We start from the raw sequence: 23,209 nt of genomic DNA, 5'->3' as shown, positions 1-23,209 counted from the left end.
AACCGGCTGTGAATGTTCAAGCCCATCTCGACAATGTCGGGGGCTTGGTTGGCCACTGTGCGGGCCACCAGCCAAGCGTCGATCTGGCCGACGGGCTGGGTGGTGACTTCGATCCGGCTCCCGGGATTATCGGTCTCGAATTGCCGTCCCGACTCGCGGAGATAGTCGATCCAGGGGCCGTCATGGTTCATAGCTGCCACGATTGAGCCATCGGCGGGCCGTCGTCCACCGCAGCCGGTAAGCAGGCTTGCGGTGCCCAACGAGACGCCGGTCAGCCCGGCGAGCCGGAGCAAATTCCGACGGGACATAGGTGGAGTCACCATGGCGAGTCTCCTTCGACCCGTTCAGGAGGAGATGGCAGTTACCGTGCAAACACCTATCTCAAGGACACGGACAAGCGGGGCGCACCATTCTGATTCGCCGGCGAGAATCAGCGAGCAGCAAGTACCCGGCCGGGCACCCGTGGCAGTACGCATAGTTGTCAGAGGACCCAGCACTACATGATGCATTCGCACCAGTTGCTGTCGTGGGCGACATCAGCCGCTCTGTTGAGTCATTGACAAGCACTGGCGTGAACACGGTGAAGGCTCGGCGGAGCCTCGGTCACCGACCGCAGGTCCTAATGTTCTTGCCCGCTACCACTTTCGTATGACCGGCGTCGCTGAGAGGGGTCGAGCCCGAACCCTTGCAAAACCATGTCCAGAACAGGACGCGAGCCTCACCTCGCTCCTGATGGTCGTCGATGACGTGATGAGAAAATTTTGCCCAGATTATCTCAGTAAGTCAATAGCCGGAAAGCAATAATGTCCGACATTGACGGTGGCTGCGTCGCTACCGCACTTGAGTCAGCCGGGCTCGAATGGGAGAAGCGCGGAGCCGTCACGCGCCCGCGATCGTGGACAGCTGTTTCGATCGATCGCCGAGCACTATCCGGCGAGCTTCCCGACTGACCTGGACAACGACCTCGATCTTCAGCTCGTGGTGACGAGGTCCGTGCGCTGCTCGATTTTGTGATCATCGAGCTCGATTCCGAATCCGGGACGGTTTGGTAGGTCGAAGGCTCCACCGTGCGGTGCGGGCGGATCAAGCTCGAAGCCCAGCCGAGCGGGCTTGTGGTGGTAGAGGTACTCCACTCGGGGGCAGAGAGCCGGTGACTGCGAGGCCACCACATGCAAGGCAGCGTGAATCCCGTGCCCGTGCGGGATGACCGGAACGCCGAACGCGTCGGCAACCGCACACATTCGCACCAGCTCGGTGACCCCACCGCACCACTCCGGGTCGACCTGCAGGACTGATAGGAGTCCCCGCTGAAGAAGTGGGAGGACGTCCGCGACGTCATAAAGGTGTTCGCCGGCCGCCAGCGGCACCCGGGTCGACGCTCGTAGCCGGGCGAGGGCTGGGACCGCGGCAGGAGCTAACGGCTCCTCCAGCCAGTCCGGCCGTAGGTGTTCAACCCGATCGCACCATCGGCGGGCGTAGTCGACATCCCAACCCATGAATGCGTCGAACATCAGCGCGGAGCGTTCACCGACAACGGAGCGGGTGCGTTCGACCAGCGCGACGTTCCGTTCCATGCCGTCCACACCCTGAGCAGGACCGTCTGCGAAGAACCACTTCTGTGCTGTGTAACCCTCATCGAGCAGCTCTGCTGCAGTGCGTTCGACCTCGTCGCCGTCATGGAATGAGCCCAGTGTGCTGGCGTAAGCAGGAATCTTCGGCCGCCCGCCACCACCGAGCAGCTGCCAGACCGGGCGGCCGGCAATACGGCCTCGAAGATCCCACAACGCGTTGTCCACCGCGCTCATCGCGATCTTGTAGTGTCCATGCCTGCTGTGTCGGTGCGAGCGTGCCAGGACATCCCAGATGTAGTTGCCGGCGAGCGCCGGCATTCCCACCAGGGCGGAGCCGAGCCACTCCGCGAGCGGGGAGATCGCGGCGCGATCGACCGGCCCGTAGCGGCCCACGACTCCAGTGGTGGTCTCCAACTCGAGGTACAGCGCGGCTTTCCGCCGCGGTCTGGATGCGGTCGGCCAGCCCTGCGGTCCGGGATGCAGCTCGGAATAGACTCCGGTGTCGGCGCGGGCTTGAGGCGGAGAGGCGTGGTTTCCGGGGTCCTCAGCTGGAGTCGCGGACAGCTCGACGAGCCGAACGTTGGCGACCCGTATTTCGTTCATGCGGTGTCATCCCGCTCGGTTGTCCCCCGGGCGTCGGCTGTAGTCGCATGTTCGGCAGCCCAGCGCTTCCCGGCTTCGGCTACCTCGGTGGCCGGCCCGGCGTTCAGCCGTGCCGCCGCGCGCGGGATCCGGCCGATCGCTGCCGCGGCCGCCTTGAGGCCGGGGATCGCCGGCAGGCTGAGCCCATACACGTCGAAGGCGTCGAGGACTGTGCGGTACCGCTCGGCGAGGTCGTCGTTGTTGTCCCGGACGGCCGCGACGAGTGCCACCATCTCGTCCGGGATGACATTGGCCATTCCAGACACCGCGCCGTCCGCACCGGCCCACATGGCGCCGACGACCAAGTCCTCGAAACCGGTCACCACGGCGAAGTCCGGGCGGTGCACGCGGACGGCGGTCAACGCCGCCGTTATCGCCATCAGGTCGCGCACGGTCAGCTTCGCGCCGATCACCGCCGGCACCTCGCTTGCCAACCGGGCCAGCACCGCTGGGGTCAGAGGTTGCATGGTCAGCGCCGGGAAGTCGTAGACCACCACTGGGAGACCGGCCGCGTCGGCGACCTGCGCGACATGGTCGACGATCCGGTCATCGGACACCTTCCAGTACAGCGGTGGTAGGACAAGCACGGCGTCTGCGCCGGCCTCACGTGCCTGGGCAGCATGCACACATGTTTCACGGGTGGACAGTCCGCTCACGCCTGCCAGCACCGGCACCCGGCCATCCGCGGCGCCCACCACGGTGTCCAGGATCGCTCTCCGCTCAGTGGCGTCGAACTCAGTGAACTCACCGGTTGAGCCGAGCGGCACGACGCCGTCCACGCCGCGTGAGATCAGGTCCTCCACCAGCGCCCGGAGCGCCCGGTCATCGACCGAGAGGTCGTCGTGCAGGGGCGTCAGCAGCGCGGGCCACAGACCAGCGAGCCTCATAGCGTCCTTTCCTATATGTGATGAGGTTTCGTGTACACGTAACTCTAGGAGCAGTGTCGGCGGACCAGACAACCCCGCGCTCGCGCGTCACCCACGATCACGACGACCGGCCCACCGGATCCCGGTGGCGTAGAACGACGCGCCCGACATCGATCTGCGCCGCGGGCCAGCGCGACCTCGGCCGCGCCGGTCTGCACCTGCATCGCCGCGTAGAACACCGCCTGCAACCCCGACCCGCAACGGCGGTCGATCTGGTTATCGCCCGCGGTGACCGGAAGGCCGACGCCCAGCGCGGCCACCCGGCCGATCGCCGGGGCGTCCATCGTCGGGTAGCAACGCCCGAGCACGACGTGGTCGACCGCGGCCGGGTCCAGCCCGGGTCCGGTCCATCAGCGCCCGGACCACCGTAGCGGCCAGGGCGTGGGCCGGGACGTCACGCAGCGAGCCTCCGAAGGCGCCCACCGGGGTCCGCAGCGGCTCGCAGATCACCGCATCACGCATGGATCGTCCTCACAGATCGTCGTGGTAGGTCCTCGCCGCGGTTGAGGCCAGCCGGTACGGACCGGCGGAGCATCCGGCAAGGCCTCAGCGGGCGGGGGTGCTGCTCCGGAACGCGGTCAGGATGTCCTGGACGCGTTCCGCGGCGTCACCAAACAGCATGTGGGAGTTGTCCCGGAAGAACAGCGGGTTCTGCACGCCGGCGTAGCCGGTGGCCATCGACCGCTTGAACACGATCACGTTCCCGGCTTCCCACACCCGCAGGACCGGCATACCGGCGATCGGGCTAGCGGGATCCTCGGCCGCGGCCGGATTGACCGTGTCGTTCGCGCCGATGACAAGCACGATGTCGGTGTCGGCCAAGTCGTCGTTAATCTCGTCCATCTCGAGCACGATGTCGTAGGGCACCTGCGCCTCGGCCAGCAGGACGTTCATGTGTCCCGGCAGGCGGCCCGCGACCGGATGGACCCCGAACCGCACCGCGACGCCCTGATCCCGCAGCCGGCGGCTGAGATCCGCGACCGGGGCCTGCGCCTGCGCGACGGCCATGCCGTAGCCGGGTGCTATGACCACCGAGCGGGCGGCGGAGAGCAGGTCAGCCACACCCTGCGCGTCGATCTCCCGGTGCTCCCCGGACACGCCCGGACCGCTCGACGACGCCGTGGACGCCCCGAACCCGCCCGCGATCACCGACACGAACGAGCGGTTCATGGCCTTGCACATCACGTAGGACAGGTAGGCACCGGAGGATCCGACCAGCGCACCGGTGATGATCAGCAGGTCATTGGCCAGCAGGAACCCCGCGGCGGCGGCAGCCCAGCCCGAGTACGAGTTCAGCATCGACACCACCACCGGCATGTCCCCGCCGCCGATCGAGGCCACCAGGTGCAGCCCTTGGAGCAGAGCCAGTGCCGTCAGCACAGCGAGGATCCACATCCCGGGCGAACTCACGAACACGACCGTGAGCACGGTGAACGCCGCGAGGGCCCCCAGGTTCAGGAGGTTCTTCCCCGGCAGCTGCAGCGGTGCGGAGGCGATCCGGGCCGAGAGCTTGAGGTAGGCGACGACCGATCCGGTGAACGTCACGGCTCCGATGAACACGCCGATCGCGACCTCGGCGTGGTGGACACCGGCCATCGCTCCGGCCAGCTCGATGTGCCCGGCCTCGACCTCGAGGAAGCCGTTCCACCCGACCAGCACGGCTGCCAGGCCGACGAAGCTGTGCATGAGCGCGATCAGCTCCGGCATACCGGTCATCTCGACGACCCGGGCGCGCCACAGGCCGATCAACGCGCCGACGAGCAGCGCTACCAGCAGCAGGACGACCCCCCACACGGGTGCGGTGCCGAGTGCCGTGGCCACGGTGGCCAGGAGTGCGATCGTCATGCCGGCGATGCCGAACCCGACGCCCGCGCGCGAGGTCTCGTGTTTCGACAGGCCGGCCAGGCTGACGACGAACAGCAAGGCGGCGATGAGGTACGCCGCGGTCGTCCAGGTCTGCATCCGTCAGCTCCTCGTGAACATCGACAGCATGCGGCGGGTCACCGCGAAGCCACCAACGATGTTGACCGCGGCCAGCAGGACCGCGACGGCCGCGAGCACCGTGGTCGGTACGGTCCCGCCGAACTGCAGGATCGCGCCCACCACGATGATTCCGGAAATGGCGTTGGTGACCGACATGAGCGGTGTGTGCAGCGCATGGTGCACGTTCCCGATCACATAGAACCCAATGACGACGGCCAGGACGAAGACCGTGAGGTGCCCGGCCAGCTCCGTCGGAGCCAGCGCCGTCAGCAGAAACAGCACCAGGCCAGCGCCGAGACCGAGGAGGCTGCGCAGCCACGGCGCCCGGGGTCGCCGAGGCTGCTCGGCGGCGCCATCCGCAGGCACCGCGGAGGAAGGGGTGGCGGCGGGTCCGCTCACCGCGACTGGCGGCGGTGGCCACGTCGTCGCGCCGCCGCGCACGACCGTCAGCCCACGCTGGACCGCGTCATCGAAGTCCAGTGTCAGCTGCCCGTCCTTCCCGGGGGTGAGTAGCGTCAACAGGTTGAGCACGTTGGTCCCGTAAAGTTGGGACGCCTGGGCCGGCAGGCGGGCGGGCAGATCGGCGTACCCGATGATCGTGACACCGCGGGCGGTCGTCACGATCTCCCCGGCCACCGTGCCGGCGACGTTGCCCCCTTGGGCGGCGGCCATGTCGACGATCACCGAGCCCGGCCGCATGGCGGCGACGTGCTCGGCTGTGAACAGGAGCGGTGCACGGCGGCCCGGGATCAGCGCCGTCGTGACGACGATGTCGACGTCCGCGGCCTGCTCGGCGTAGATCTCCGCCGCCCGCCGGTCGTACGCCTCCGACGTCGCCTTCGCGTAGCCGTCCGTCGAGGCCTCCTGCTCGACTTCCACCGCGAGGAACTCGCCGCCCAGCGACCGCACCTGCTCGGCGACTTCGGGGCGGGGATCCGTCGCGCGTACCACGGCACCGAGGCTGTTGGCCGCCGCGATCGCGGCCAGCCCGGCGACCCCGGCGCCGGCGACGAGGACCTTCGCTGGCGGCACCTTGCCCGCCGCCGTGACCTGCCCATTGAAGGACCGGCCGAACGCGTGCGCCGCCTCGATCACCGCGCGGTAGCCGGCGATGTTTGCCATGGAGCTGAGCACGTCCATGGACTGCGCCCGCGAGATCCTGGGGACGGCGTCCATTGCGAGCGCCGTCACTCCCCGCTCAGCCAGTGCCGTCAGCCGGTCGGGTTCCGTGGCGGGCGCCAGCATCGCGATCAGGGTCGTACCGGGGTGCAGTCTCGCGATCTCATCGGGCTGCGGCGGGTTGATCGCGACGACGACGTCGGCGTCCCATGCCGACTCCCGCACGATCTCGGCACCGGCGTCGGCGTAGGCGGGATCGTCGAAGCCCGACTGGGCGCCGGCCCCGGACTGGACCGTCACGGCGTAGCCGAGCGCCCGGATCCTCCGGACCGTCTCCGGCGTCACGGCGACCCGCGTTTCGGTCGGTCCAGACTCGGCGATCACTCCGATCCGCAACGGACGGGGTGAGATCGCGGTAGCTGCGCTCATAACCACCTTCCTGCACCGTCGGTCCGCTCCGACGATTTCTCGTCGCAGCGCCCGGCCGCAGATCCCGCGGCAACGAAAACCGCGCGCGATTAGCCTGACATTTGACAGTCAGACTGTAGGCGTTGAGGGGTGGGGGCGCCAGTACGGCGGATGCGACTGTGGACACACCTCGGCGAATCCGTCGCCGCTCACGGCGACGCCCGCACTGCCGGCGCGTCACCGCCGTGTCGGCGACGCCGTAGGAGGTCAGGGCGACCTCGTGCACCGGTCGCTCGCCGGCCCGGGGGCCGCAGTCGTCCGCATGGTCCCCCATGGCGAAGGAGCTGCTACGCAGCACGACCATCTGACTCGCGCGGACACTGCGTACCGCCGGACCTGTGAAAACCACCGCCGTCCGCGGTCGCGGGTCCCGTCCGTTCGCGGCGACCAGCGACCGGCGGACGGCGGCGCCGGTCACCGCGACGCGCCCTCGGAGCGGAGCACGTGCACGCGCGACGGGTCGATGTCGAGATCGACCTCGGTGTCGATCCGGCCGCTCTCGGACGGCCCGCTGCGGCACCGGAGCTCGCGACCGTCGACGGTGACCACGTAGTCGATGGCCTCGCCCAGGTACGCGCCGGCGACCACCTTTCCCCGCCAATGGGCCGCACCCTCACCGTCGGGGCTGCGCAGGCTGATGTCCTCGGGACGGATGATCACCAATACGTCCTGCCCGACGGTCAGATCGGACCAGCTCCGGCTGCTGATCGGGCCCACCTCGGTGCTCAGCTCGGCGAGATCGCCCTCGACCGCGCCGACGGTCGCCGGCAGGACGTTGGACGTGCCGATGAACTGCGCGACGAACTCGCAAGTCGGGGCCTCGTAGATCTCCCGCGGTGTCCCGAGCTGCATGATGCGGCCCTTGTCCATCACCGCGATGCGGGAGGACAGCGCGAGCGCCTCCCCCTGGTCGTGGGTGACGTAGATCGACGTGACGCCGAGAGAACGCTGGATCCGCTTCAGCTCGAGCCGCATCGACTCGCGCAGCTTCGCGTCGAGATTGGACAGCGGTTCGTCGAGCAGGAGCAGGTCGGGATCGGTCACCAGGGCCCGGGCCAGCGCCAGCCGCTGCTGCTGACCGCCGGACAGCTTGGTCGCCGGCCTCGATCCGAGCCCACCGAGCTCCACCGTCCGCAGGACGCGTTCGACGCGATCGCGGATCTCCTGTCTCGGTCGGCGCTGCCGACGCGGGACGACCTGCAGTGGAAACGCCACGTTGTCGAAGACGTTCATGTGCGGCCAGATGGCGTACGACTGGAACACCATGCTCAGCCCGCGCTCGTCCGGGCCGAGGCGGGTGCCGCTGTCCGCGTGGAAGACGGTCCGGTCCCCGATCGAGATCCTCCCGGAGTCCGGGTGTTCGAGTCCGGCAATCGCGCGCAAGGTGGTCGACTTGCCGCATCCGGACGGCCCGAGCAGCGTCAGCAGTTCGCCGGGCTGCACGTCGAACGACACATCGTCGATAGCGTGCACCCCGTCCTCGGCACGGCCGGTGCCGGCGGAGAAGGTCTTCCGTAATCCTTCGACTGTCAGCATGGGTGTGGTCATCGCGTCCTCCGGTTTTCGTTGTTCAGGCCTCGACACGGATGCCGAAGCGGGACCCGAGACGGTTGGCGAGCAGGATGATGGTCAGCAGCGCGACGGCCATAAGGACGCCGAGTGCGGCGACGATCCCGAACGTGCCCTCGTTGTACTGCCGGAACAGGATCACCGACAGGACCTCTGAGTCCGGACCGGCGAGCAGCACCGTGCTCGATAGCTCGCGGAACGTGATCATGAGAACGAAGATCCAGCCCGAGAGCACCCCTGGAGCGGTGAGCGGGAGCAGTACCCGCCGCATCGTCGTGGCCCAGCGGGCTCCCCCGATCCGCGCGGCCTCCTCGAGCTCGTTCGAGACCTGCGCCATCGACGCTCCGGCGTACCGCATGCCGTAGGGAATGAACCGGGTCACATAGGCGATCGCGAGCAGGATGACCGTCCCGTAGACGGGAAACGGGAACCGCAGGTAGACGAACGACAGGCCGAGCCCCAGCACCACGCCCGGCACCATCAGGGGTGCGAGCGCGATCCAATCCAGGATGCGCCGACCCGGCAACCGAGTTCGAACGACGAACGAGGAAGCGACCACGGTTACCAGCATCACCAGCGTTGCGCTCACAACGGCGAGCAAGACTGTGTTCACCAGTGCGCTACCCAAGCCGGGGAGTTCGGCGAGCTTCTCAAAGTTGCTGAAACCGAGTGCAGAAAACGCCTCTATGCTGGGTGCCTGATAGTACGGGCTCAGTGCGACATAGATCAGGACTAGTACCGGCGCGATCACCGCGACGACGAAGTAGAAAGCCACCACGCTACCGACCCAGACCCGTGCCCGGCCCAGCGAAACCGGCGCCGGCCGGAATGCCTTACCGGTAACCGTCTGGTGCTCACGGCCAGAACGGCCACCTCCGGTCACAGCCAGCAGCAGAGCGGCGACGGCCATCAGTGCGACGCTGAGAGCACCCGCTGCGCCGAGATCGGCCGGGAAGTCGTTGGTAAGGAAGTAGATGCGGCTCGTGAACACGTACAGGCCCGCTGGCTCGCCGAGCATGACGGGGACCTCGAAGCTCTCCAGCCCCAGGACGATCACGATCACCGTTGCAGATGCCAGAGCCGGCTTAACGAGGGGCAGCGTGATCCGTCGGGCCACCGCGGACCACCGCGCTCCACACACTTTGCCCGCTTCTTCAAGCGATGGGTCCATAGAACGAAAGGCTGCGACCATGAACAGGAACACGATTGGTGCGAGATGTAGTCCTTCGACCGCGATCATGCCGGTCATGCCATAGGCATTCACCGGCGACGCGCCGAAGATCTGCGTCAGGGGCCCGCTGATGGCGCCTACATCCTCGCTGAAAAGGAAGACCCAGGCGGGCGCGTAGACCACCGGGGGGAGAATGAGCGGAACGAGGGACGCGGCGAAGAAGACGGACTTGAAGGGGACATCCGTGCGCGCATAGAGATAGGCCAGCGTCGTCCCCGTCACCAGCGAGACGACGCCGGCTCCGAAGGCGAACATCAGCGAGTTCCCGACCATCTCGGCTGCCTCCGCGGAGCCGAAGGCCCGACGGAAGCTGTCCAGGGTGACCCCGTCTGCGTCGAAGAACGTCCCCCACATGAGGAACAGCAGAGGTGCCCCTACGAGATAGAGCACGACGAGTCCGGTCAGCACATAGACGACGGTGCGAAGGCGGTCACCACCGCGCCGACCGCTCCGATCGGTTTGCCCGGTTCCGGCTACTGCCTGCCCTGTCGGCGGCTTGTTCGGGTGTGTAGTCGTCACGATGGGCTCCCTACCTCGTCGTGGGAGAACTCAGCTGATGGTTGCGGAGGCGCGTTCCGGGACCGGGAACGAAGTGGCCGCAGTCCGGTCACGGCGTACCGCCACGGACATATGCGGGAAGGACTTCATCCCCGCCGCGGAGCAGGGCGTCGTAGGCTTCACGCCACTCCTGCAGACGAGCCGAGTCCAGGTCATCGAGCTCCGGCCGTACAACAGGTGCCCCGTCGAGGCGGGTCTCGTTCGGACTCTGCTGGATGAACTGCTCTTCCTGCAGAATGGGGACGCCATCGGTCAGATACCAGTGGGCAAACAACAACGCTGCCGCGGGATGGTGTGCGTCCCGAGCCAGACCGATACCGTTGGGCAGCAGCGGCACTGCCCCTACGACAGGTTCGAAGGCGATAGGTGCGCCATCGATCCGGGTGATCGAGTTCAGGTTGATGTTGATGCCTGCCGTGTACTGGCCAGAAGCGAGAAAGGCGCTCGCCGGATTCGAACTGCTTGTAACGTTTGAGTCGGCGGCGATATGGCGGAAGACACGTTCGAATTCTTCGACACTCATACCGTCGCCAGTGAGGCGGTCGAAGAGAGCCTTGTACCACATCTCGTAGTTCTGGACCATCACCAGTCGATTGGCCCATCGCGGATTTAGCAGATCCTCGAACCGACGAGGCGCCTCCGCCGCCGCGACACGTTGCGTATTCCAGGCGACCAGAAACGGGTACTGGAAGGTCTCGGCGGAAAACTCGGTCGTCAGCGACGGATCGAGGGCGCTTTCTCGAAGGAAGCGCGGGAGGTGGGTGATGACATGACTCTCAGCGTAGATCGTGTCCATCTCGTGCACGTAGCTCTCGATGACGTCCGAGCGGACCTTGCCGGCGCGGGCTTCCTGCAGGATCTGCTGACGGGTGATCCGCGCCGTTCCCGGATTCACAATCTGAAGGTCGATTCCGTACTGATCCTCGAAAGCACGCTCGAGTTCTGGGGCGACCAGATCAGCACGGAGGTTGACGGTCAGACTGCCCTCGGCCTGAGCGGCCCGAACGAGTGCCGGTAGACGCTCATTTGCCGGCATGGAATCAAAGTGGGCGTACACCTGCTCGGCGTTTGACGGGCCGGACGGGACCTCCCATGCGGCTACCGAAGGGCTCACGCCGCATGCCGTCAGGACCAGTGATAGCACCGCCAGCAGGATCGCCGGTCGGCTCGATCTATGTCGCCTTACGTGCACCGTTGCACCTTTCCGTTCCGGCATGACCTTTAGCGGGCTCGGTCGCTTCGGTCATTGACCATCGTTCGACTTTGCATGTCTTGACAGGCGCGCAGTCACGCACTCCTTGATCGCGCCAGCTCTTGCGAATCAGTGCGTTGGCACCAGCGATTCAGTAGCCAACTCAGTTTCAGGCGGCAGTATTCAGGTCGGCAGCGTGGCGATCGCAGGTGTCCGCCGTGAGCTTCGGCCAGATTCCAGCGGTGCTGGCGCGCGGAGACAGCGATCGATTTGTGCCGTCGCCGGCGGTCGAAGACAGTCACGACGCTGTGCCGTCGCTGACGGCAAAAGGTGCGGGGCGCTCGGCATCGGCCGGCATGATCATGGTGTCGGCGAGTCGTTCGACGGCCGCGACGGCTGAGTCAACCTTGGCGTCCCGCCCGAGCGCGGAGATCGCGCTCTGGTAGAGCTGCTGGCTGAGGTTGCCGTAGAAGAGCGGCACCCCGGAATCGGATCCGAGCTGGCAGGCGAGGCGGACGTCCTTGTGCGCCAGCCCCAGGGTGAACCCCGCCGTGATCCGGCCATGGACGATTTCGGGCCCCATCACCCGCTCGAGGTAGGCGTTGCGCCCACCTCCCGCCAGGAGGATGTCCACCGCCGTGGACGGGTCCATGCCGTTGGCCGCGGCAAGCGAGACGACCTCCATGGTGAGCAACCGCTGCGTACAGGACAGCAGGTTGTTCACGAGCTTGATCGTGTGCCCCGTACCGACACCGCCGGCATGGTGCACGTTGGGGCTGATCGCGGTGAGGACCGGCCACACGCGTTCAAGGAGCGCCTCGTCCGCGCCGACCATGATCGCGATCGTGCCGTTCTCGGCTCCCCGCGTCCCGCCGCTGACCGGGGCGTCGATCAGATGGACGTCCCGGTCGGCGAGCTCCGCCGACAGGGCCCGCGTGATGGCGGGGTCTCCGGTCGTCTGGTCAACCACCAGTGTCCCCGGCCGGGCGGCGCCAGCCAGGCCGCCGCTGCCGAGGAGCACGTCACGGACGTGCTCGGACGTCGGCAGGCACAGAAAGATCGTGTCGGCGTGCTTCGCGACCTCCGCGGGGTCGGCGCAGACCGTGGCGCCCAGGGTTGCGAGCTCGCCCGTCGCCCGCGGGTCCCGGTCGTACACGGCGAGCGGATGGGTCGAATGAAGGCGCCGGGCGAGGGCACCGCCCATGTTGCCCAGTCCGATGTAGCCGATGGCGGGAGTCATGAGTCGTTCCTGTCCTGTCCTGGTTCCGGGCTCGGACGGGTGCTGTAATCACGGAAACGGAGGCCGGCCGAACTCTCGACGGACCGGGCGATCACGTCGAGGTTGGCCGTGTAGCCGTGCTCGTCGACACACGCCTGGAACTGGGCCTGCACCAACCCGGTGAGCGGCATGGGGACGCCGGTACCTAGGCCGAGCTGCACGGCCAGCCGGAGATCCTTGACCATCAGCCCGATCTGGAAGTCGGTGGTGGGCCGGTCGTGCGGCAGAGCGTCGAGGATGCGCTCGGCGCCGCCGTTCCACGCGTCTCCGGCTACGACCGCCTCGCGGATCGTCCCGAGATCTGCACCCGCCCGGCACGCTACCGCGATGGCCTCCAGCGTGAGGTAGCGGTTGCACGCCGCGATGGCGTTCTGCACGAGCTTCGCCGCATGGCCGGCCCCGGTTCGCCCGCAGTGCACGATGTTCGGGCTGATCGCCGCCAGCACAGGACGCAGGCGTGCGAACTCGTCCTCGGGCCCTCCGCAGATCACGGCCAGCGTCCCAGCCTTGGCACCGCGCGTACCGCCGGACACCGGGGCGTCGACCAGGGCCGTTCCCCGCTCGGCCAGCCGCGCACCGAGATCGACGGTCTCGGCCGGGTCGCCGGTCGTGTGGTCAATCACGACGGCCCCGGGACGCAGCGAGTCGGCGATGCCGTCCGGACCGAACAGTACGGACCGCACGATCTGCGACGTAGGAACGCAGATCATGACGACGTCGGAGTCACGGGCGAGATCGGCGGCGCTGGCCGCAACGGTGGCTCCGGCGCGTTCGAGCGCGCCGACAGCGTCCGGACGCACGTCGAACACGGTCACAGGGCGGGTGAGCAGCAACCGTTCGGCCAGCGCCGCGCCCATGGCGCCCAGCCCGATAAACCCGACCGAGGCCGGTCGCTGCTCCGGGGCGGGGCTTCCCTGTGGGCGGGTGTCCGCGTCGGCGGAGTCCGCACGCACCGCGACGATCTCGTCGAGCGCGGCGTGCGCCCCCAGCCGCTGCTCGGCCGCCCGCAACGCGCTCCCGGCCACCGCGATGGCCGGGGTCGGGACGCAGGACTCGGCCGCGACGCCGAGGAAGCGGTCGACGGCCCGCCGGGTCTCGCCGACGGACCGGGTCCGAACTGGCTCACCGGCGACCAGGGCCGGGAGCACGGTGCGTGACGTCGTGTTCCGGCCGGAGCCCTTGTTGACGACGTCGGCCATGACCTCCGTGCCGAGGCCGAATTTCAGCCCCATCGAGATCACCTCGAGGGTGGCCAGGTATGTCGACACCCCCAGGCCAGTCACGAGCAGGTCGAGGGCACGGGCGGCACCCGCGCCACCGGCCGGGATCACCCGCACGCCCGGGAGGCCGAGTGTCTTGTGGGCGGTCGTCGTGCCGGCCGCATCGGCACCCGAGACCACCACCGGCAGCTCGCCATCATCGCCGCGGTGGTCGAGATGCCCCGGCAGTGCGACATCGACGAGGGTCACGCCCCGTCCGGCCAGGATCGCGGCGGCCTCGACCGCCGACCGGGGGGTGCACCGGCTGCGGTCCAGGACGACGATGTCGCGCCACGAGCCCATCACCGCGTCGTCGACCAGGTCGCGCGGCCCCGCCAGCAACGGCGGGCCGAGAACCAGCACCTCGCAGGTCGCCGCAAGCTCGTCGACGGTGGTGACGGGAGTCGCTCCGGCCGCCGTCAACGCGGCCGCGTCGGTCTCGTCGTCGGCGACGAAGCGCACCGGCCGGTGTGCGGCGGCACGTAACGCCAGGCCGACACCGCCCGCGTCGAGGCCGGCGAAACCTACCGCCCCGGTCACCGCGACTCCTGACCCGCGTCGCCCCCGAACAGCTCCAGCCCGGCCTGCGCCGCGCCCACCCCGTAGGGCCAGCCGGCGTAGAACGCGACCTGCACGACCAGCCCGCGCAGCTCGTCGACCGTCACGCCGTTGTCCACGGCCCGGCGCAGGTGGACCCGCAGCTCGTCGGAGCGGCCGCGGGCGGCGAGGACAGCACATGTGACCAGGCTGCGGTCCCGTGCGGACAGCTCGGGCTGCTCCCACACGTCACCGAAGAGCACCTCGTCGCGGAGCCTGCCGAGTTGCGGGACCGCCGTGTACACGGGGTTTCCGGACGGGGTGTTCATCGGCATCACTCCTCGTAGATCGGCGGCGCATCGTCGACACCACCACGCTTGGAGACCGAGGCGCCGACACGGCACCGTCACTCGCCACACGCACGGCGGATTTTGTCGGACATTACACGCCGAGTCAACTTTCGAGACTCCAGATCACCGTCGAACAAGAAAGCAAATTGATTACCGTTTGGTGGTTGCCCGACTTCTTACAATCTGACACTGTGAGCCAGCGCACGGCTCCGCGTCGTGCGCTGGCTCTCCTGCCGGAGCAGTGCGGCGCCACGGCACGACGGTGCTCGATCTGTTCCGTCCTCCACGACAACGAGGTCACCATGGCTATTGGTAGTCCCCCCGGGTCGGGGGTTCCGGCCCCGGGCTTACCGGAGACGTCCCCGACCCAGCCCGACGAGCGGATGGCGCGTCGAGCAGCCCTGAGCGGATTCTTCGGCAGCGTCATCGAGTACTACGACTTCCTCATCTACGGCAGTGCCGCCGCGCTGGTGTTTGGGCCGCTGTTCTTCCCCAGCACCACGCCGGCCACCGGCACACTCGCCGCGTTCGCGACCTTCGGCGTCGCCTACATTGCCCGCCCGCTGGGCGCCGTGATCTTCGGCCACTTCGGTGACCTGATCGGACGCAAGCGGGTACTCATGATCACGCTGGTCGTGATGGGCCTGTCGTCGGTCTTGATCGGCCTTCTCCCGACCTACGAATCGATCGGGGTCGCCGCTCCGATCATCCTCGTGGCCTGCCGCATCGCCCAGGGCATCAGTGCCGGTGGCGAGCAGACCGGGGCCAGCCTGCTCACGATGGAGCACGCCTCGTCGGGCCGTCGTACCTTCTACTCAAGCTGGACCCCGAACGGCGCTGCCGTGGGGTCGGCGCTCGCCACGGCCGTGTTCATCCCGATCTCGGCGTTGCCCGAGGACGCGCTGATGTCCTGGGGCTGGCGGATCCCGTTCCTGATCAGCGTGATCACCCTACCGATCGCGCTCTACCTGCGGAGCGGGGTCGACGAGTCGCCGGAGTTCACCGGCGCGAAGGCCAAGGCGAAGGCCGCGGCCAAGAAGGCCCGCACGCCGCTGAAGCGGGTCCTGCGCGACCACCCGCAGGCGGTCTTCTGCGTCATGGTCTGCGCGTTGCTCCAGAGCGTCTCGTCGTTCCAGCAAGTCTTCGGGGTCTCGTTCGCCGCACGCGATGGCGCCGTCGGCAGCACGACCCTGCTCGCGGCGATCACCGCGTCTCAGGCCTTCTCCGTCGTCTTCATCCCGTTCTGGGCCCGCATGGCCGATCGCCTGGGGCTCAAGCGCGTCTTCGTGACGGGCGGGATCGGCTGCGCGATCGCGTGCGTGGTGTTCATCGGCGCGGTCGCCGAGGGCAACGTCTGGCTGGCCGTGGTCTCGGCCATCCTGCTCAAGGGCGTCATCTACTCGGCGCCGTACGGGATCTGGCCGGTGTTCTACGGCCGGCAGTTCAGCTCGGACGTGCGTTACACGGGCACCGGGCTGTCGATGCAGATCTCCTACCTCGTGATGGGCTTCGTGCCCGCGATCTGTGTGGCGTTGGTCGGTGAGGGTACGTCGGGCTGGTGGATCGCCGGCGCCTTCATGGCCGGGCTGTGCCTGGCTTCGGCCGCGGCCGGTGCGCTCTCTCGGACTGCGATGGAGCCGGCAGCGGATTCCACGGCTCCGAAGTCGCCGGAGGCGCGGAAGGCGTAGCCGTCGGGCTGCCGGTCACCACCGACCACGGTGGTGACCGGCAGCCCTGGCACCGGGACCGTCCGGCGTGGTACGGGTCCGTAGTACACGCTGACCCGCAGATCTTCCAGTCACTGACCTCTCCGTGCGCAACCCAAACCTGTTCCACGCTCGCCGTGCGGAACGCGCCCGTTTCCTCGGTGCCGCTGCCGCTGAACCTCGCGACCGCAGTGTCATCACCCTCCTCGCCGGGCTCCGGTCCAGGTCCTGCGCGACCATCTCCCAGCTCCGCCCCGTTTACCGGGTACGCATCTCCCGCCGGATTGAGGGCGACCGGATCCGGTCCGGCGGTACATGTACCAACCGGCCAGGGGGAGTCCGGTCGGCCTCGCGCGGGAGCGTAGGGCTCAGCGGCCGCCGACCCACCCGATCTCGACCACCTCGAGACAAGCGATCCGTGGCACCAGCACGTCTACAGAACCGCCGACCACCTCCTGTCGCACGGGATCGGGCTCGGACAGGCGACGTATGGTCACCGCATCGACCCCGTCGGGAACGCGAACGTGCACCGTCTGCGGTCCCAGTGGGCGGGGTGTGCGCATCTGTCCGTGCAACGTGTTGGGAGCATCGAGGTTGACGATCGCAACGACGACCGCGCTGGATGAGCGGCGGACGGCGAGATCGACGAGGCCCTCCCCGGACACCGAGACGGGGACCTCGTCGTTCAGCGCCCATCGAACGAGTGCGGCGATGAGATCGGCGTGGTCGACTTGCGCCATCTCGGCGAAGAGAGCGGACAGATTGAACGCCACCAGCGCAGTGCGTCCGCCCCCCGGGTGTTCACGCAGCACGACGGCCGGATCGCTCGGCTCTTCCCGTGCGTAGACCTCCTCCATGGGAAGGTCCGGGAAATCAGGAACGAAGCGGAACGGTACGACGACGTCGTCGGCGACCCGGACCGCGGCGACTGCGGTACCGCCGACGATCCGCTCGGTGGGGCCGAACGGGTCCGTGACCCGGTGACCGGGCTCGGTCACCGCGACGTAGTTGTTGCGAACCTCGGTCCTGACAGTGTCGACAGCAAGAACCCCGGCGAGATTGGCGAGCTGACCCGGCTCGGCGGCCGGCGCCTTCCACCCGGTCGCTCCACGAACGACCTCGCCGACCACCGCACCGCCGCTCTCGACATAGGCGCACAGTATCTGCTCTTGCTCGGGGTCGAGCAGGGTGTTGCCGGGGAGGACGACGACGGAGAACTCACGCAGCCGGTTCATGTCCAGTGTGTCGCCGACCAGGTACTCGAACGGGATGCGCGCCTCGAGCAGTGCCTGATAAACGCCGCGTTCCGACGGGTCGTCATCGAGGTGGGGGTTCTCGCGGACCTCGGCCGGGTCGGGCCGCCAGGTATCGAGGACCGCCACTCTCGCTTCGATACGCGCGTCGCCGAAGAGCCGTACTGCGCGTTCGTGCAGGGTGAACGCCTGCTCGATCGGCGGGACCCATCGCGGATCGATGACGCGAGCGTTGAATTTGGTGAACCAGGGCGACGCGCCGTGCAGGAACCCGTCCACGATGCGCGTCGTGATTTCTGCGGGGGATGCCACAGCGTCCTTCCAGCGGACCACGGGAACCTCGGGGCCGACGGAGCTGATCAGCGTCACTGGCAGGTCGGGATGCAGTCCGCGAGCCTTCTTACCGAGTTGTCCCGCGGTCCACACCGGTTCGTCGGTGGATCTGCCCTGCTTGTCGACGAACATCGCAGGCGCCAGCTGCCCGGATACTGCCTCGTCGAGGTCGCGAGTCAGCAGGCTGCCGCGATTGGGGATGACGCTGCCCCGGGGATTGACCGCCCGGAGTGCATCGTTCCATCGCAGAACCTGCTGCCCCAGGTACTCGGCACGCCACCGGGTGTAGGTCGACCACTCCGCAGCGTCGTTCGAGCCCGTTCCGGGCAGGTTTTGCCCGGTCTGACGACGGTAGGCCTGTCGGGCGGACTCGCTGTAGGAGACGCTGCGGCTGTTCCAACGGTTGAGGAAGACCGCGTCGACGTCGTAGGTCTGCGCGATCTCTTGGATCACCTCGACCACGAACTCGCTGTAGTAGGGCCCGAACGGGCAGGTGAGAAACGCGTTGGGGACCGCCCAGTGCCGGATCGGCTCTCCCGATTCGTCGCGGGCGAGCCATTCCGGGCGCACCGCGGCCACATCGGTGTGGACAGCGTGCGGGTCGACCCGCGCCATGACTACCATCCCGAGACGACGCGCGTCATCGTTGACGGCTCCGAAGAGGTCCAGGTCGCCGAGGTGGCGGCTCCGGCGGTGCTGGGGCACGGCGCTGGGGTAGAAGGCGAGGTAGCCTCCCGCGCTGATACAGGCGGCGTCAGAATGCGTGCGCGACATGACGTCGGCCCAGAACGCGCGGTCGAAATGCAGCGGATCGTCCTCGACGAACGTCAGCTGCGTCCATCGCGTGGCGCGGTCATACCACGGACGGTGATCCAGCTCGGAGAACTCCTGCGCACGGCCACCGGTCACTGCGACACCGCCAGCCCGTTGAGGCCGAGTACGAGGTCGTAGAGGGCTGCATGGTCGAGGTCGCCTCCACCGCGGGCGCGGACCGCCGCCACGAGACCTCCGACCAACCGCGATGCCGGCAGGACCAGTCCCTGCGCTCGTGCAGCGTCCTCCACGATGCCCATGTCCTTGTCATGCAGCGCGATCCGAAAGCCCGGGGTGAAGTCGCCGGACTGCATGGCAGGCGCCTTCCGCGCCAGAACCGTGCTACCCGCCAGGCCGCCCGAGATAACCTCCAGCGCCGCAGAAAGATCCGCATCGTGCGCGCGCAGAAACACCAACGCCTCCGCGAGCATCTGCAGGTGCCCCGCAACCATCAGCTGGTTCGCCGCCTTGACCACCTGCCCGGCACCTGCGTCCCCCACCCGCACCACCGTCGAGCCGACCACCTCGAGCAACGGCCGCACAGCGTCGAGGACCTCCGGTGCCCCACCGACCATGATGGCGAGCGTCCCCTCCACTGCAGCGGACTCGCCCCCGCTGACCGGAGCATCCAGACACCGGACGCCGGCCGCGGCCGCCGACTCATGCACCTGCGCTGCCTCGCCGGGGCTGATCGTGCTGTGATCGACCAGCACCGCACCCGACGACATCGCCCCGAGCGCACCGTCTTCACCACGCAGCACATCGAGCACCGCCGGACCGTCGGGCAGCATGGTCAGCACGACGTCAGCGCCGACACAGGCCTCCTTCACCGACGGGGCGACCACACCGCCGGTGGCGCCGGCACGCTCCCGTGCAGCGGGCGATCTCCCGTACACGCGCACCTCGTGTCCGGCGGCGACGAGGTTGCGCGCCATCGGCGCGCCCATGGTCCCGGGCCCGATGAAACCGATGATGGACATACTGAAGTCCTTCCTGAGAATTGTAGATCATTAGGTACAACCGCAACATGAACGTTGCGGGCCGTTGTCAGACACGAAAGCACGGGAGGTCGGCCGTGGCCGACGGGTTGCAGACCAAATCGGTGGTCGACGCGGTCGAGGAAGCATTGCGACATCGCATCCTCGTCGGCGACGAGCCTCCCGGTGAGGTCGTCACCGAGATCGCAGTGGCCAGCCGATTCCGAGTCGGCCGGCCCACCGCGAAAGCGGCGGTCGATCGACTGGTCGCCGATGGACTGCTGGTCAGAGAGGGCCGTCGCGGATCGGTCGTCCCGACGGTAGGGCCTGACGACATCGTCGACCTGTATGACAGTCGGTGCGTCATCGAGCGATTCGCCCACGCCCGTCTTGCCGAACGAGCGTACGTACCGTCGGAGGCAACACTGGCGAACGTGTCGCTGCGACACGCCGCCTCGGTCGAGGACGCCGCGCTGGCGATCGCGTCCGACGTCGCGCTCCACCGGGCCCTGGTTGTGGCCGACGGCAGTCCACGACTTCAACGCATGCATTCCTCGCTGTTGGCCGAGGCCCACGTCTGTATGGCACGCGTGCAGGCCAACCAACTGTTGCGCGCCGACGTCATCGCCGACGAACACGACGAGATCCTTCGCTGCATCGGCGCAGGCGACGTAGCCGGCGCGGCGCTCGCGACCGACCGACATCTGACGCACGCACGGGACAAGCTGCGCGCTCTGCTCGACGAACGCGCACGTGAGAACCCGGCCCGCGACACCGCGCCAGACCGGTGACCAGCAGGCCCGGGAAGACACAACGCTCTCCCGGGCCGACGGAGAACGCGCGGACCGCCTGCTTGATGTCAGACAATGGTTCATAGGCATCATTGACATACAGATACCCGATGCGCATCATCTTGTCAGCACGTCATCGACGACGATGGAGATGAGACGATGTGGATCGACCGTCACCGCATCCCCAACCCGACCGGGGCCCCGGTCGGGTCGAAGGCACCGAGCGGGGAGCGAAAGCAGGCCAGTCGCCCGGAGCGGACGGCACGGGGTGCGCTCACGTGCCGGCCGGCATCGTGAGCACGCCAACGGACCCAGCCGGCGGCCGCGAAGCCGCTGACGTGTGGTGGAACCGTCCGTTCCGGATGTTCCAGACCAACCTGCGCGAGATCGATGCCGGTCTCGATGTCGAGAAGACCCTCGACTTCATCGAGGACTACGGCGCAGACGCCTGGCTGCTGAACGTCGGCGGCATCGTCTCCAACTACCCCACCGCGCTTCCGCACCAGCGACGCAACCCGACACTGCACGCACGAGACTCAGGCGACCTTGTGGGCGACGCGCTCGCCGCGGCGCACCGCCGCGGCATCCGGCTGCTGGCTCGTATGGACTTCTCCAAAGTGTCCCGGGAAGTCGCAGAGGCACACCCTGAGTGGTGCTACCTCGCTCCCGACGGCTCGATGCAGGAGGACAACGGCCTCACGAGCGTCTGCCCGAACGGCGGGTACTACCAGGACAAAGTCATTGAAGTCCTGGAAGAGATCCTCGACCTCTACCGGATCGACGGCTTCTTCTTCAACCGGATGGGCTTCAACGAGGTCGACTACGCCAAGCGCTACCGAGGGGTGTGTCAGTGCCTGAGCTGCCGCACGACCTTCGGCCCCGATTTCGACGACCGCCTGCCCACCGGCCGTGACTCGCCGGGCTACCAGCGGTGGCAAGAGCTGACTCGGAGCCGTCTCGAGAGCCTGCTCGACCGAGCCCACACCGCCATCACCACTCGCCGCCCGGACATCCCGCTGATCCGGCGCGACCTGGTGTTCCACGAGGCGAACAATGCGGTCGGCAGGCAGCTCTGGCCCCACCTCACCTCGGAAGCGGTCAGTATCGGCCGCACCCAACAGCCTCCCCGGCCGGTCTTCGTCAACGCTGTCGCGTTCCTCGACATGCCGTTCCGGATGGTCGGAGAACAACCCAGACTGTTCGAGCAGTACCTGGTCCAGGCCATGGCCAGGGGCGGAGTGCCGTGCACCTACATCATGGGCACCCCCGACGAGTTCCCTTACGACTGCCTCTCAGCGGGCGCCGCGCTCACCCGGTTCCACCGCGACCACCAGGACGTCTATACCGACCTGGCCCCGTCAGCCAGGACTGCGCTGGTCCGGTCCGACCCACTCAAGCCCGGGGGGCCAGACCGGGCAGCAGCCGAGGCGGAGTTCCGCGGAACCTGGACCGCGATGCTCGAGCGGCACATCCCGTTCGACGTCGTCGCCGAGGACCAGCTCGCAGAGCTCATCCTGTCGGGCGAGCTCAACCGGTACACACTGGTCGTCCTGCCCGATCTCGGCGCCTTCGACAACGACACGGCCCAGGCTCTGGACGCCTGGGTCGAGGCCGGCGGATCCCTACTTCTGACGGGGTCGTCCGGACTCCACGGTCAACGCTCGCAGCTGAGTTCGTCAGGAGTGGCCGAACGGCTTGTCATCCGTGACACGCCCGAGACGACATGGTCCTCAGCCGTCGTGGACGGGGACACGCCGCTTCCCGTGCTGGGGGCCTTCCACGTCGTCCGTTCCCGACCGGAGGCTTCGTCCGAGCTGACCATGCTGTCGCGCGCTCCCTACGGTCCACCGGAGAAGTGCTATGGCCACCTCGAGCTGGATCACCCGGTCGCTCTGCTGTACAAGTACGGTCGCGGTACCACGGCAGCACTGACGTGGACACCAGGGCGGGCCTACCGCGAGGTCGGTCTCGACGCCATCGGTGAGTTGATCGCGCGCACCGCAGTCGACCTGCTGGGCGACAGCCTAGATCTTAATACCGACCTACCGACGCAGGTCGAGGTCGTCGTCGGCCGCTCCAGCCGGGGGACGATCGTGCACCTCCGCAATCTGAGCGGGCTGCGGCACCAGACCTTCGGTGACCCGATCCCGATCGCGGGCGGGCACACGCTAACCCTGCGCGGCGCTGCCGGCGCAACCGTGCAGACCCTGGTCTCGACCGCGGAACCCACCGTCGAGACGGACGGACGGGATCTTCGCGTCCAACTCCCCCACATTGATCTTTTCGAGGTGCTCGTCATCTCCTCCTGACCGGGTCAAAGGAGACTCGCATGGTCACCCCACTTCTCTCCCGTCGCCACCTCCTCCGGCTCGCCGGAATCGCCGGCGTCTCGCTGGGCGCCTCCGGCCTGCTCACCGGCTGCGGTGGACGACGGCCCGCCGATGGCTCTGTCGTAGCAGCGATGAACCAGGACGGTTCCTGGATCGACTATCTGCGCGAGTCCGCACAAGTATTTGAAAGGGACAATCCCGGCAGTCGTATCGACGTCACCGTCCAGGCTGAAGGCGCGCTCGACGCCTGGCTGGTGGCACGCACGGCGGCAAGCCAGGCGCCGGACATCGTCGAGATCGGCGTCTCACAGATCACCCGGTA

The 23,209-nt window shown here is 67.8% G+C and carries 17 protein-coding genes and 1 pseudogene; 4 read left to right on the top strand and 14 right to left on the bottom strand.

Translation table 11 applies throughout. From position 1 onward, the window contains the following. From ABZ863_RS33170 to ABZ863_RS33115, 12 genes and pseudogenes are all read right to left on the bottom strand, one after another. The coding region (locus tag ABZ863_RS33170) for a hypothetical protein (protein WP_358543500.1) at positions 1 to 323 on the bottom strand (323 nt) is incomplete at its 3' end. A 648-nt stretch (positions 324 to 971) separates the two neighbouring features. Next, positions 972 to 2,174 carry an enolase C-terminal domain-like protein gene (locus ABZ863_RS33165; RefSeq protein ID WP_358543497.1) on the bottom strand — a complete coding sequence of 401 codons (1,203 nt, stop codon included), beginning with the start codon at positions 2,172 to 2,174 and terminating at the stop codon, positions 972 to 974. Further along, positions 2,171 to 3,100: a dihydrodipicolinate synthase family protein gene (locus ABZ863_RS33160; RefSeq protein WP_358543495.1), complete on the bottom strand. Its 930-nt coding sequence runs from the start codon at positions 3,098 to 3,100 to the stop codon at positions 2,171 to 2,173. The genes ABZ863_RS33165 and ABZ863_RS33160 overlap by 4 nt, the downstream gene beginning before the upstream one ends. Before the next feature lie 111 nt (positions 3,101 to 3,211). After that, positions 3,212 to 3,601: pseudogene (locus ABZ863_RS33155) on the bottom strand (acetyl-CoA C-acyltransferase); the annotation flags it as partial. Between the two features lie 84 nt (positions 3,602 to 3,685). Beyond that, positions 3,686 to 5,101 carry a Re/Si-specific NAD(P)(+) transhydrogenase subunit beta gene (gene pntB, locus ABZ863_RS33150; RefSeq protein WP_358543492.1) on the bottom strand — a complete coding sequence of 472 codons (1,416 nt, stop codon included), beginning with the start codon at positions 5,099 to 5,101 and terminating at the stop codon, positions 3,686 to 3,688. Between the two features lie 3 nt (positions 5,102 to 5,104). Beyond that, positions 5,105 to 6,670: a Re/Si-specific NAD(P)(+) transhydrogenase subunit alpha gene (locus ABZ863_RS33145; protein WP_358543490.1), complete on the bottom strand. Its 1,566-nt coding sequence runs from the start codon at positions 6,668 to 6,670 to the stop codon at positions 5,105 to 5,107. 453 nt (positions 6,671 to 7,123) lie between these two features. Beyond that, positions 7,124 to 8,257 carry an ABC transporter ATP-binding protein gene (locus ABZ863_RS33140; protein ID WP_358543488.1) on the bottom strand — a complete coding sequence of 378 codons (1,134 nt, stop codon included), beginning with the start codon at positions 8,255 to 8,257 and terminating at the stop codon, positions 7,124 to 7,126. Between the two features lie 22 nt (positions 8,258 to 8,279). After that, positions 8,280 to 10,028, bottom strand: coding sequence for an iron ABC transporter permease (locus tag ABZ863_RS33135; RefSeq protein WP_358543486.1), 1,749 nt, complete (start codon positions 10,026 to 10,028; stop codon positions 8,280 to 8,282). Between the two features lie 88 nt (positions 10,029 to 10,116). Next, positions 10,117 to 11,103 (bottom strand): ABC transporter substrate-binding protein, encoded by a 987-nt coding sequence (locus ABZ863_RS33130; RefSeq protein ID WP_358543483.1) that lies wholly within the window; start codon positions 11,101 to 11,103, stop codon positions 10,117 to 10,119. Between the two features lie 454 nt (positions 11,104 to 11,557). Continuing rightward, a complete protein-coding gene (locus ABZ863_RS33125) occupies positions 11,558 to 12,499 on the bottom strand; it encodes an NAD(P)-dependent oxidoreductase (RefSeq protein WP_358543481.1) in 942 nt (313 codons plus the stop codon). Further along, positions 12,496 to 14,337: an NAD(P)-binding domain-containing protein gene (locus tag ABZ863_RS33120; RefSeq protein ID WP_358543479.1), complete on the bottom strand. Its 1,842-nt coding sequence runs from the start codon at positions 14,335 to 14,337 to the stop codon at positions 12,496 to 12,498. Before ABZ863_RS33120 ends, ABZ863_RS33125 begins: the two co-directional genes overlap by 4 nt. Next, on the bottom strand, positions 14,334 to 14,663 hold the full coding sequence (locus ABZ863_RS33115; protein WP_358543477.1) for a carboxymuconolactone decarboxylase family protein: 330 nt from the start codon (positions 14,661 to 14,663) through the stop codon (positions 14,334 to 14,336). Before ABZ863_RS33115 ends, ABZ863_RS33120 begins: the two co-directional genes overlap by 4 nt. Before the next feature lie 404 nt (positions 14,664 to 15,067). On the opposite strand from ABZ863_RS33115, the gene ABZ863_RS33110 reads away from it, so the two are divergent. Then, a complete protein-coding gene (locus ABZ863_RS33110) occupies positions 15,068 to 16,372 on the top strand; it encodes an MFS transporter (protein WP_358543475.1) in 1,305 nt (434 codons plus the stop codon). A gap of 386 nt (positions 16,373 to 16,758) precedes the next feature. Here ABZ863_RS33110 and ABZ863_RS33105 read toward each other — a convergent pair whose 3' ends face one another. Beyond that, on the bottom strand, positions 16,759 to 18,885 hold the full coding sequence (locus ABZ863_RS33105; protein ID WP_358543472.1) for an alpha-amylase family protein: 2,127 nt from the start codon (positions 18,883 to 18,885) through the stop codon (positions 16,759 to 16,761). Further along, positions 18,882 to 19,769, bottom strand: a complete 888-nt coding sequence (locus ABZ863_RS33100) for an NAD(P)-dependent oxidoreductase (RefSeq protein ID WP_358543469.1) — start codon at positions 19,767 to 19,769, stop codon at positions 18,882 to 18,884. Before ABZ863_RS33100 ends, ABZ863_RS33105 begins: the two co-directional genes overlap by 4 nt. 95 nt (positions 19,770 to 19,864) lie before the next feature. Between ABZ863_RS33100 and ABZ863_RS33095 the strand changes: the two genes are divergently transcribed. The 3 genes from ABZ863_RS33095 to ABZ863_RS33085 all read left to right on the top strand — a co-directional run. Continuing rightward, a complete protein-coding gene (locus ABZ863_RS33095; protein ID WP_358543467.1) occupies positions 19,865 to 20,557 on the top strand; it encodes a GntR family transcriptional regulator in 693 nt (230 codons plus the stop codon). Between the two features lie 278 nt (positions 20,558 to 20,835). Then, a complete protein-coding gene (locus ABZ863_RS33090; protein WP_358543465.1) occupies positions 20,836 to 22,866 on the top strand; it encodes an alpha-amylase family protein in 2,031 nt (676 codons plus the stop codon). Between the two features lie 20 nt (positions 22,867 to 22,886). Beyond that, on the top strand, positions 22,887 to 23,209 hold a 323-nt coding region (locus ABZ863_RS33085; RefSeq protein ID WP_358543463.1), incomplete at its 3' end, for a hypothetical protein.

Source organism: Saccharomonospora sp. NPDC046836 (assembly GCF_040645195.1).
In the GTDB taxonomy this organism is placed as follows: domain Bacteria; phylum Actinomycetota; class Actinomycetes; order Mycobacteriales; family Pseudonocardiaceae; genus Prauserella_A.
This window is presented reverse-complemented; position numbering and strand designations above follow the sequence as displayed.

Coding starts and splice junctions, on each gene's coding strand:
- ABZ863_RS33110 (WP_358543475.1), top strand. CDS start 15,068: ATGGCGCGTCGAGCAGCCCTGAGCGGATTCTTCGGCAGCGTCATCGAG.
- pntB (WP_358543492.1), bottom strand. CDS start 5,101: ATGCAGACCTGGACGACCGCGGCGTACCTCATCGCCGCCTTGCTGTTC.
- ABZ863_RS33125 (WP_358543481.1), bottom strand. CDS start 12,499: ATGACTCCCGCCATCGGCTACATCGGACTGGGCAACATGGGCGGTGCC.
- ABZ863_RS33115 (WP_358543477.1), bottom strand. CDS start 14,663: ATGAACACCCCGTCCGGAAACCCCGTGTACACGGCGGTCCCGCAACTC.
- ABZ863_RS33145 (WP_358543490.1), bottom strand. CDS start 6,670: ATGAGCGCAGCTACCGCGATCTCACCCCGTCCGTTGCGGATCGGAGTG.
- ABZ863_RS33130 (WP_358543483.1), bottom strand. CDS start 11,103: ATGCCGGCAAATGAGCGTCTACCGGCACTCGTTCGGGCCGCTCAGGCC.
- ABZ863_RS33165 (WP_358543497.1), bottom strand. CDS start 2,174: ATGAACGAAATACGGGTCGCCAACGTTCGGCTCGTCGAGCTGTCCGCG.
- ABZ863_RS33160 (WP_358543495.1), bottom strand. CDS start 3,100: ATGAGGCTCGCTGGTCTGTGGCCCGCGCTGCTGACGCCCCTGCACGAC.
- ABZ863_RS33140 (WP_358543488.1), bottom strand. CDS start 8,257: ATGACCACACCCATGCTGACAGTCGAAGGATTACGGAAGACCTTCTCC.
- ABZ863_RS33100 (WP_358543469.1), bottom strand. CDS start 19,769: ATGTCCATCATCGGTTTCATCGGGCCCGGGACCATGGGCGCGCCGATG.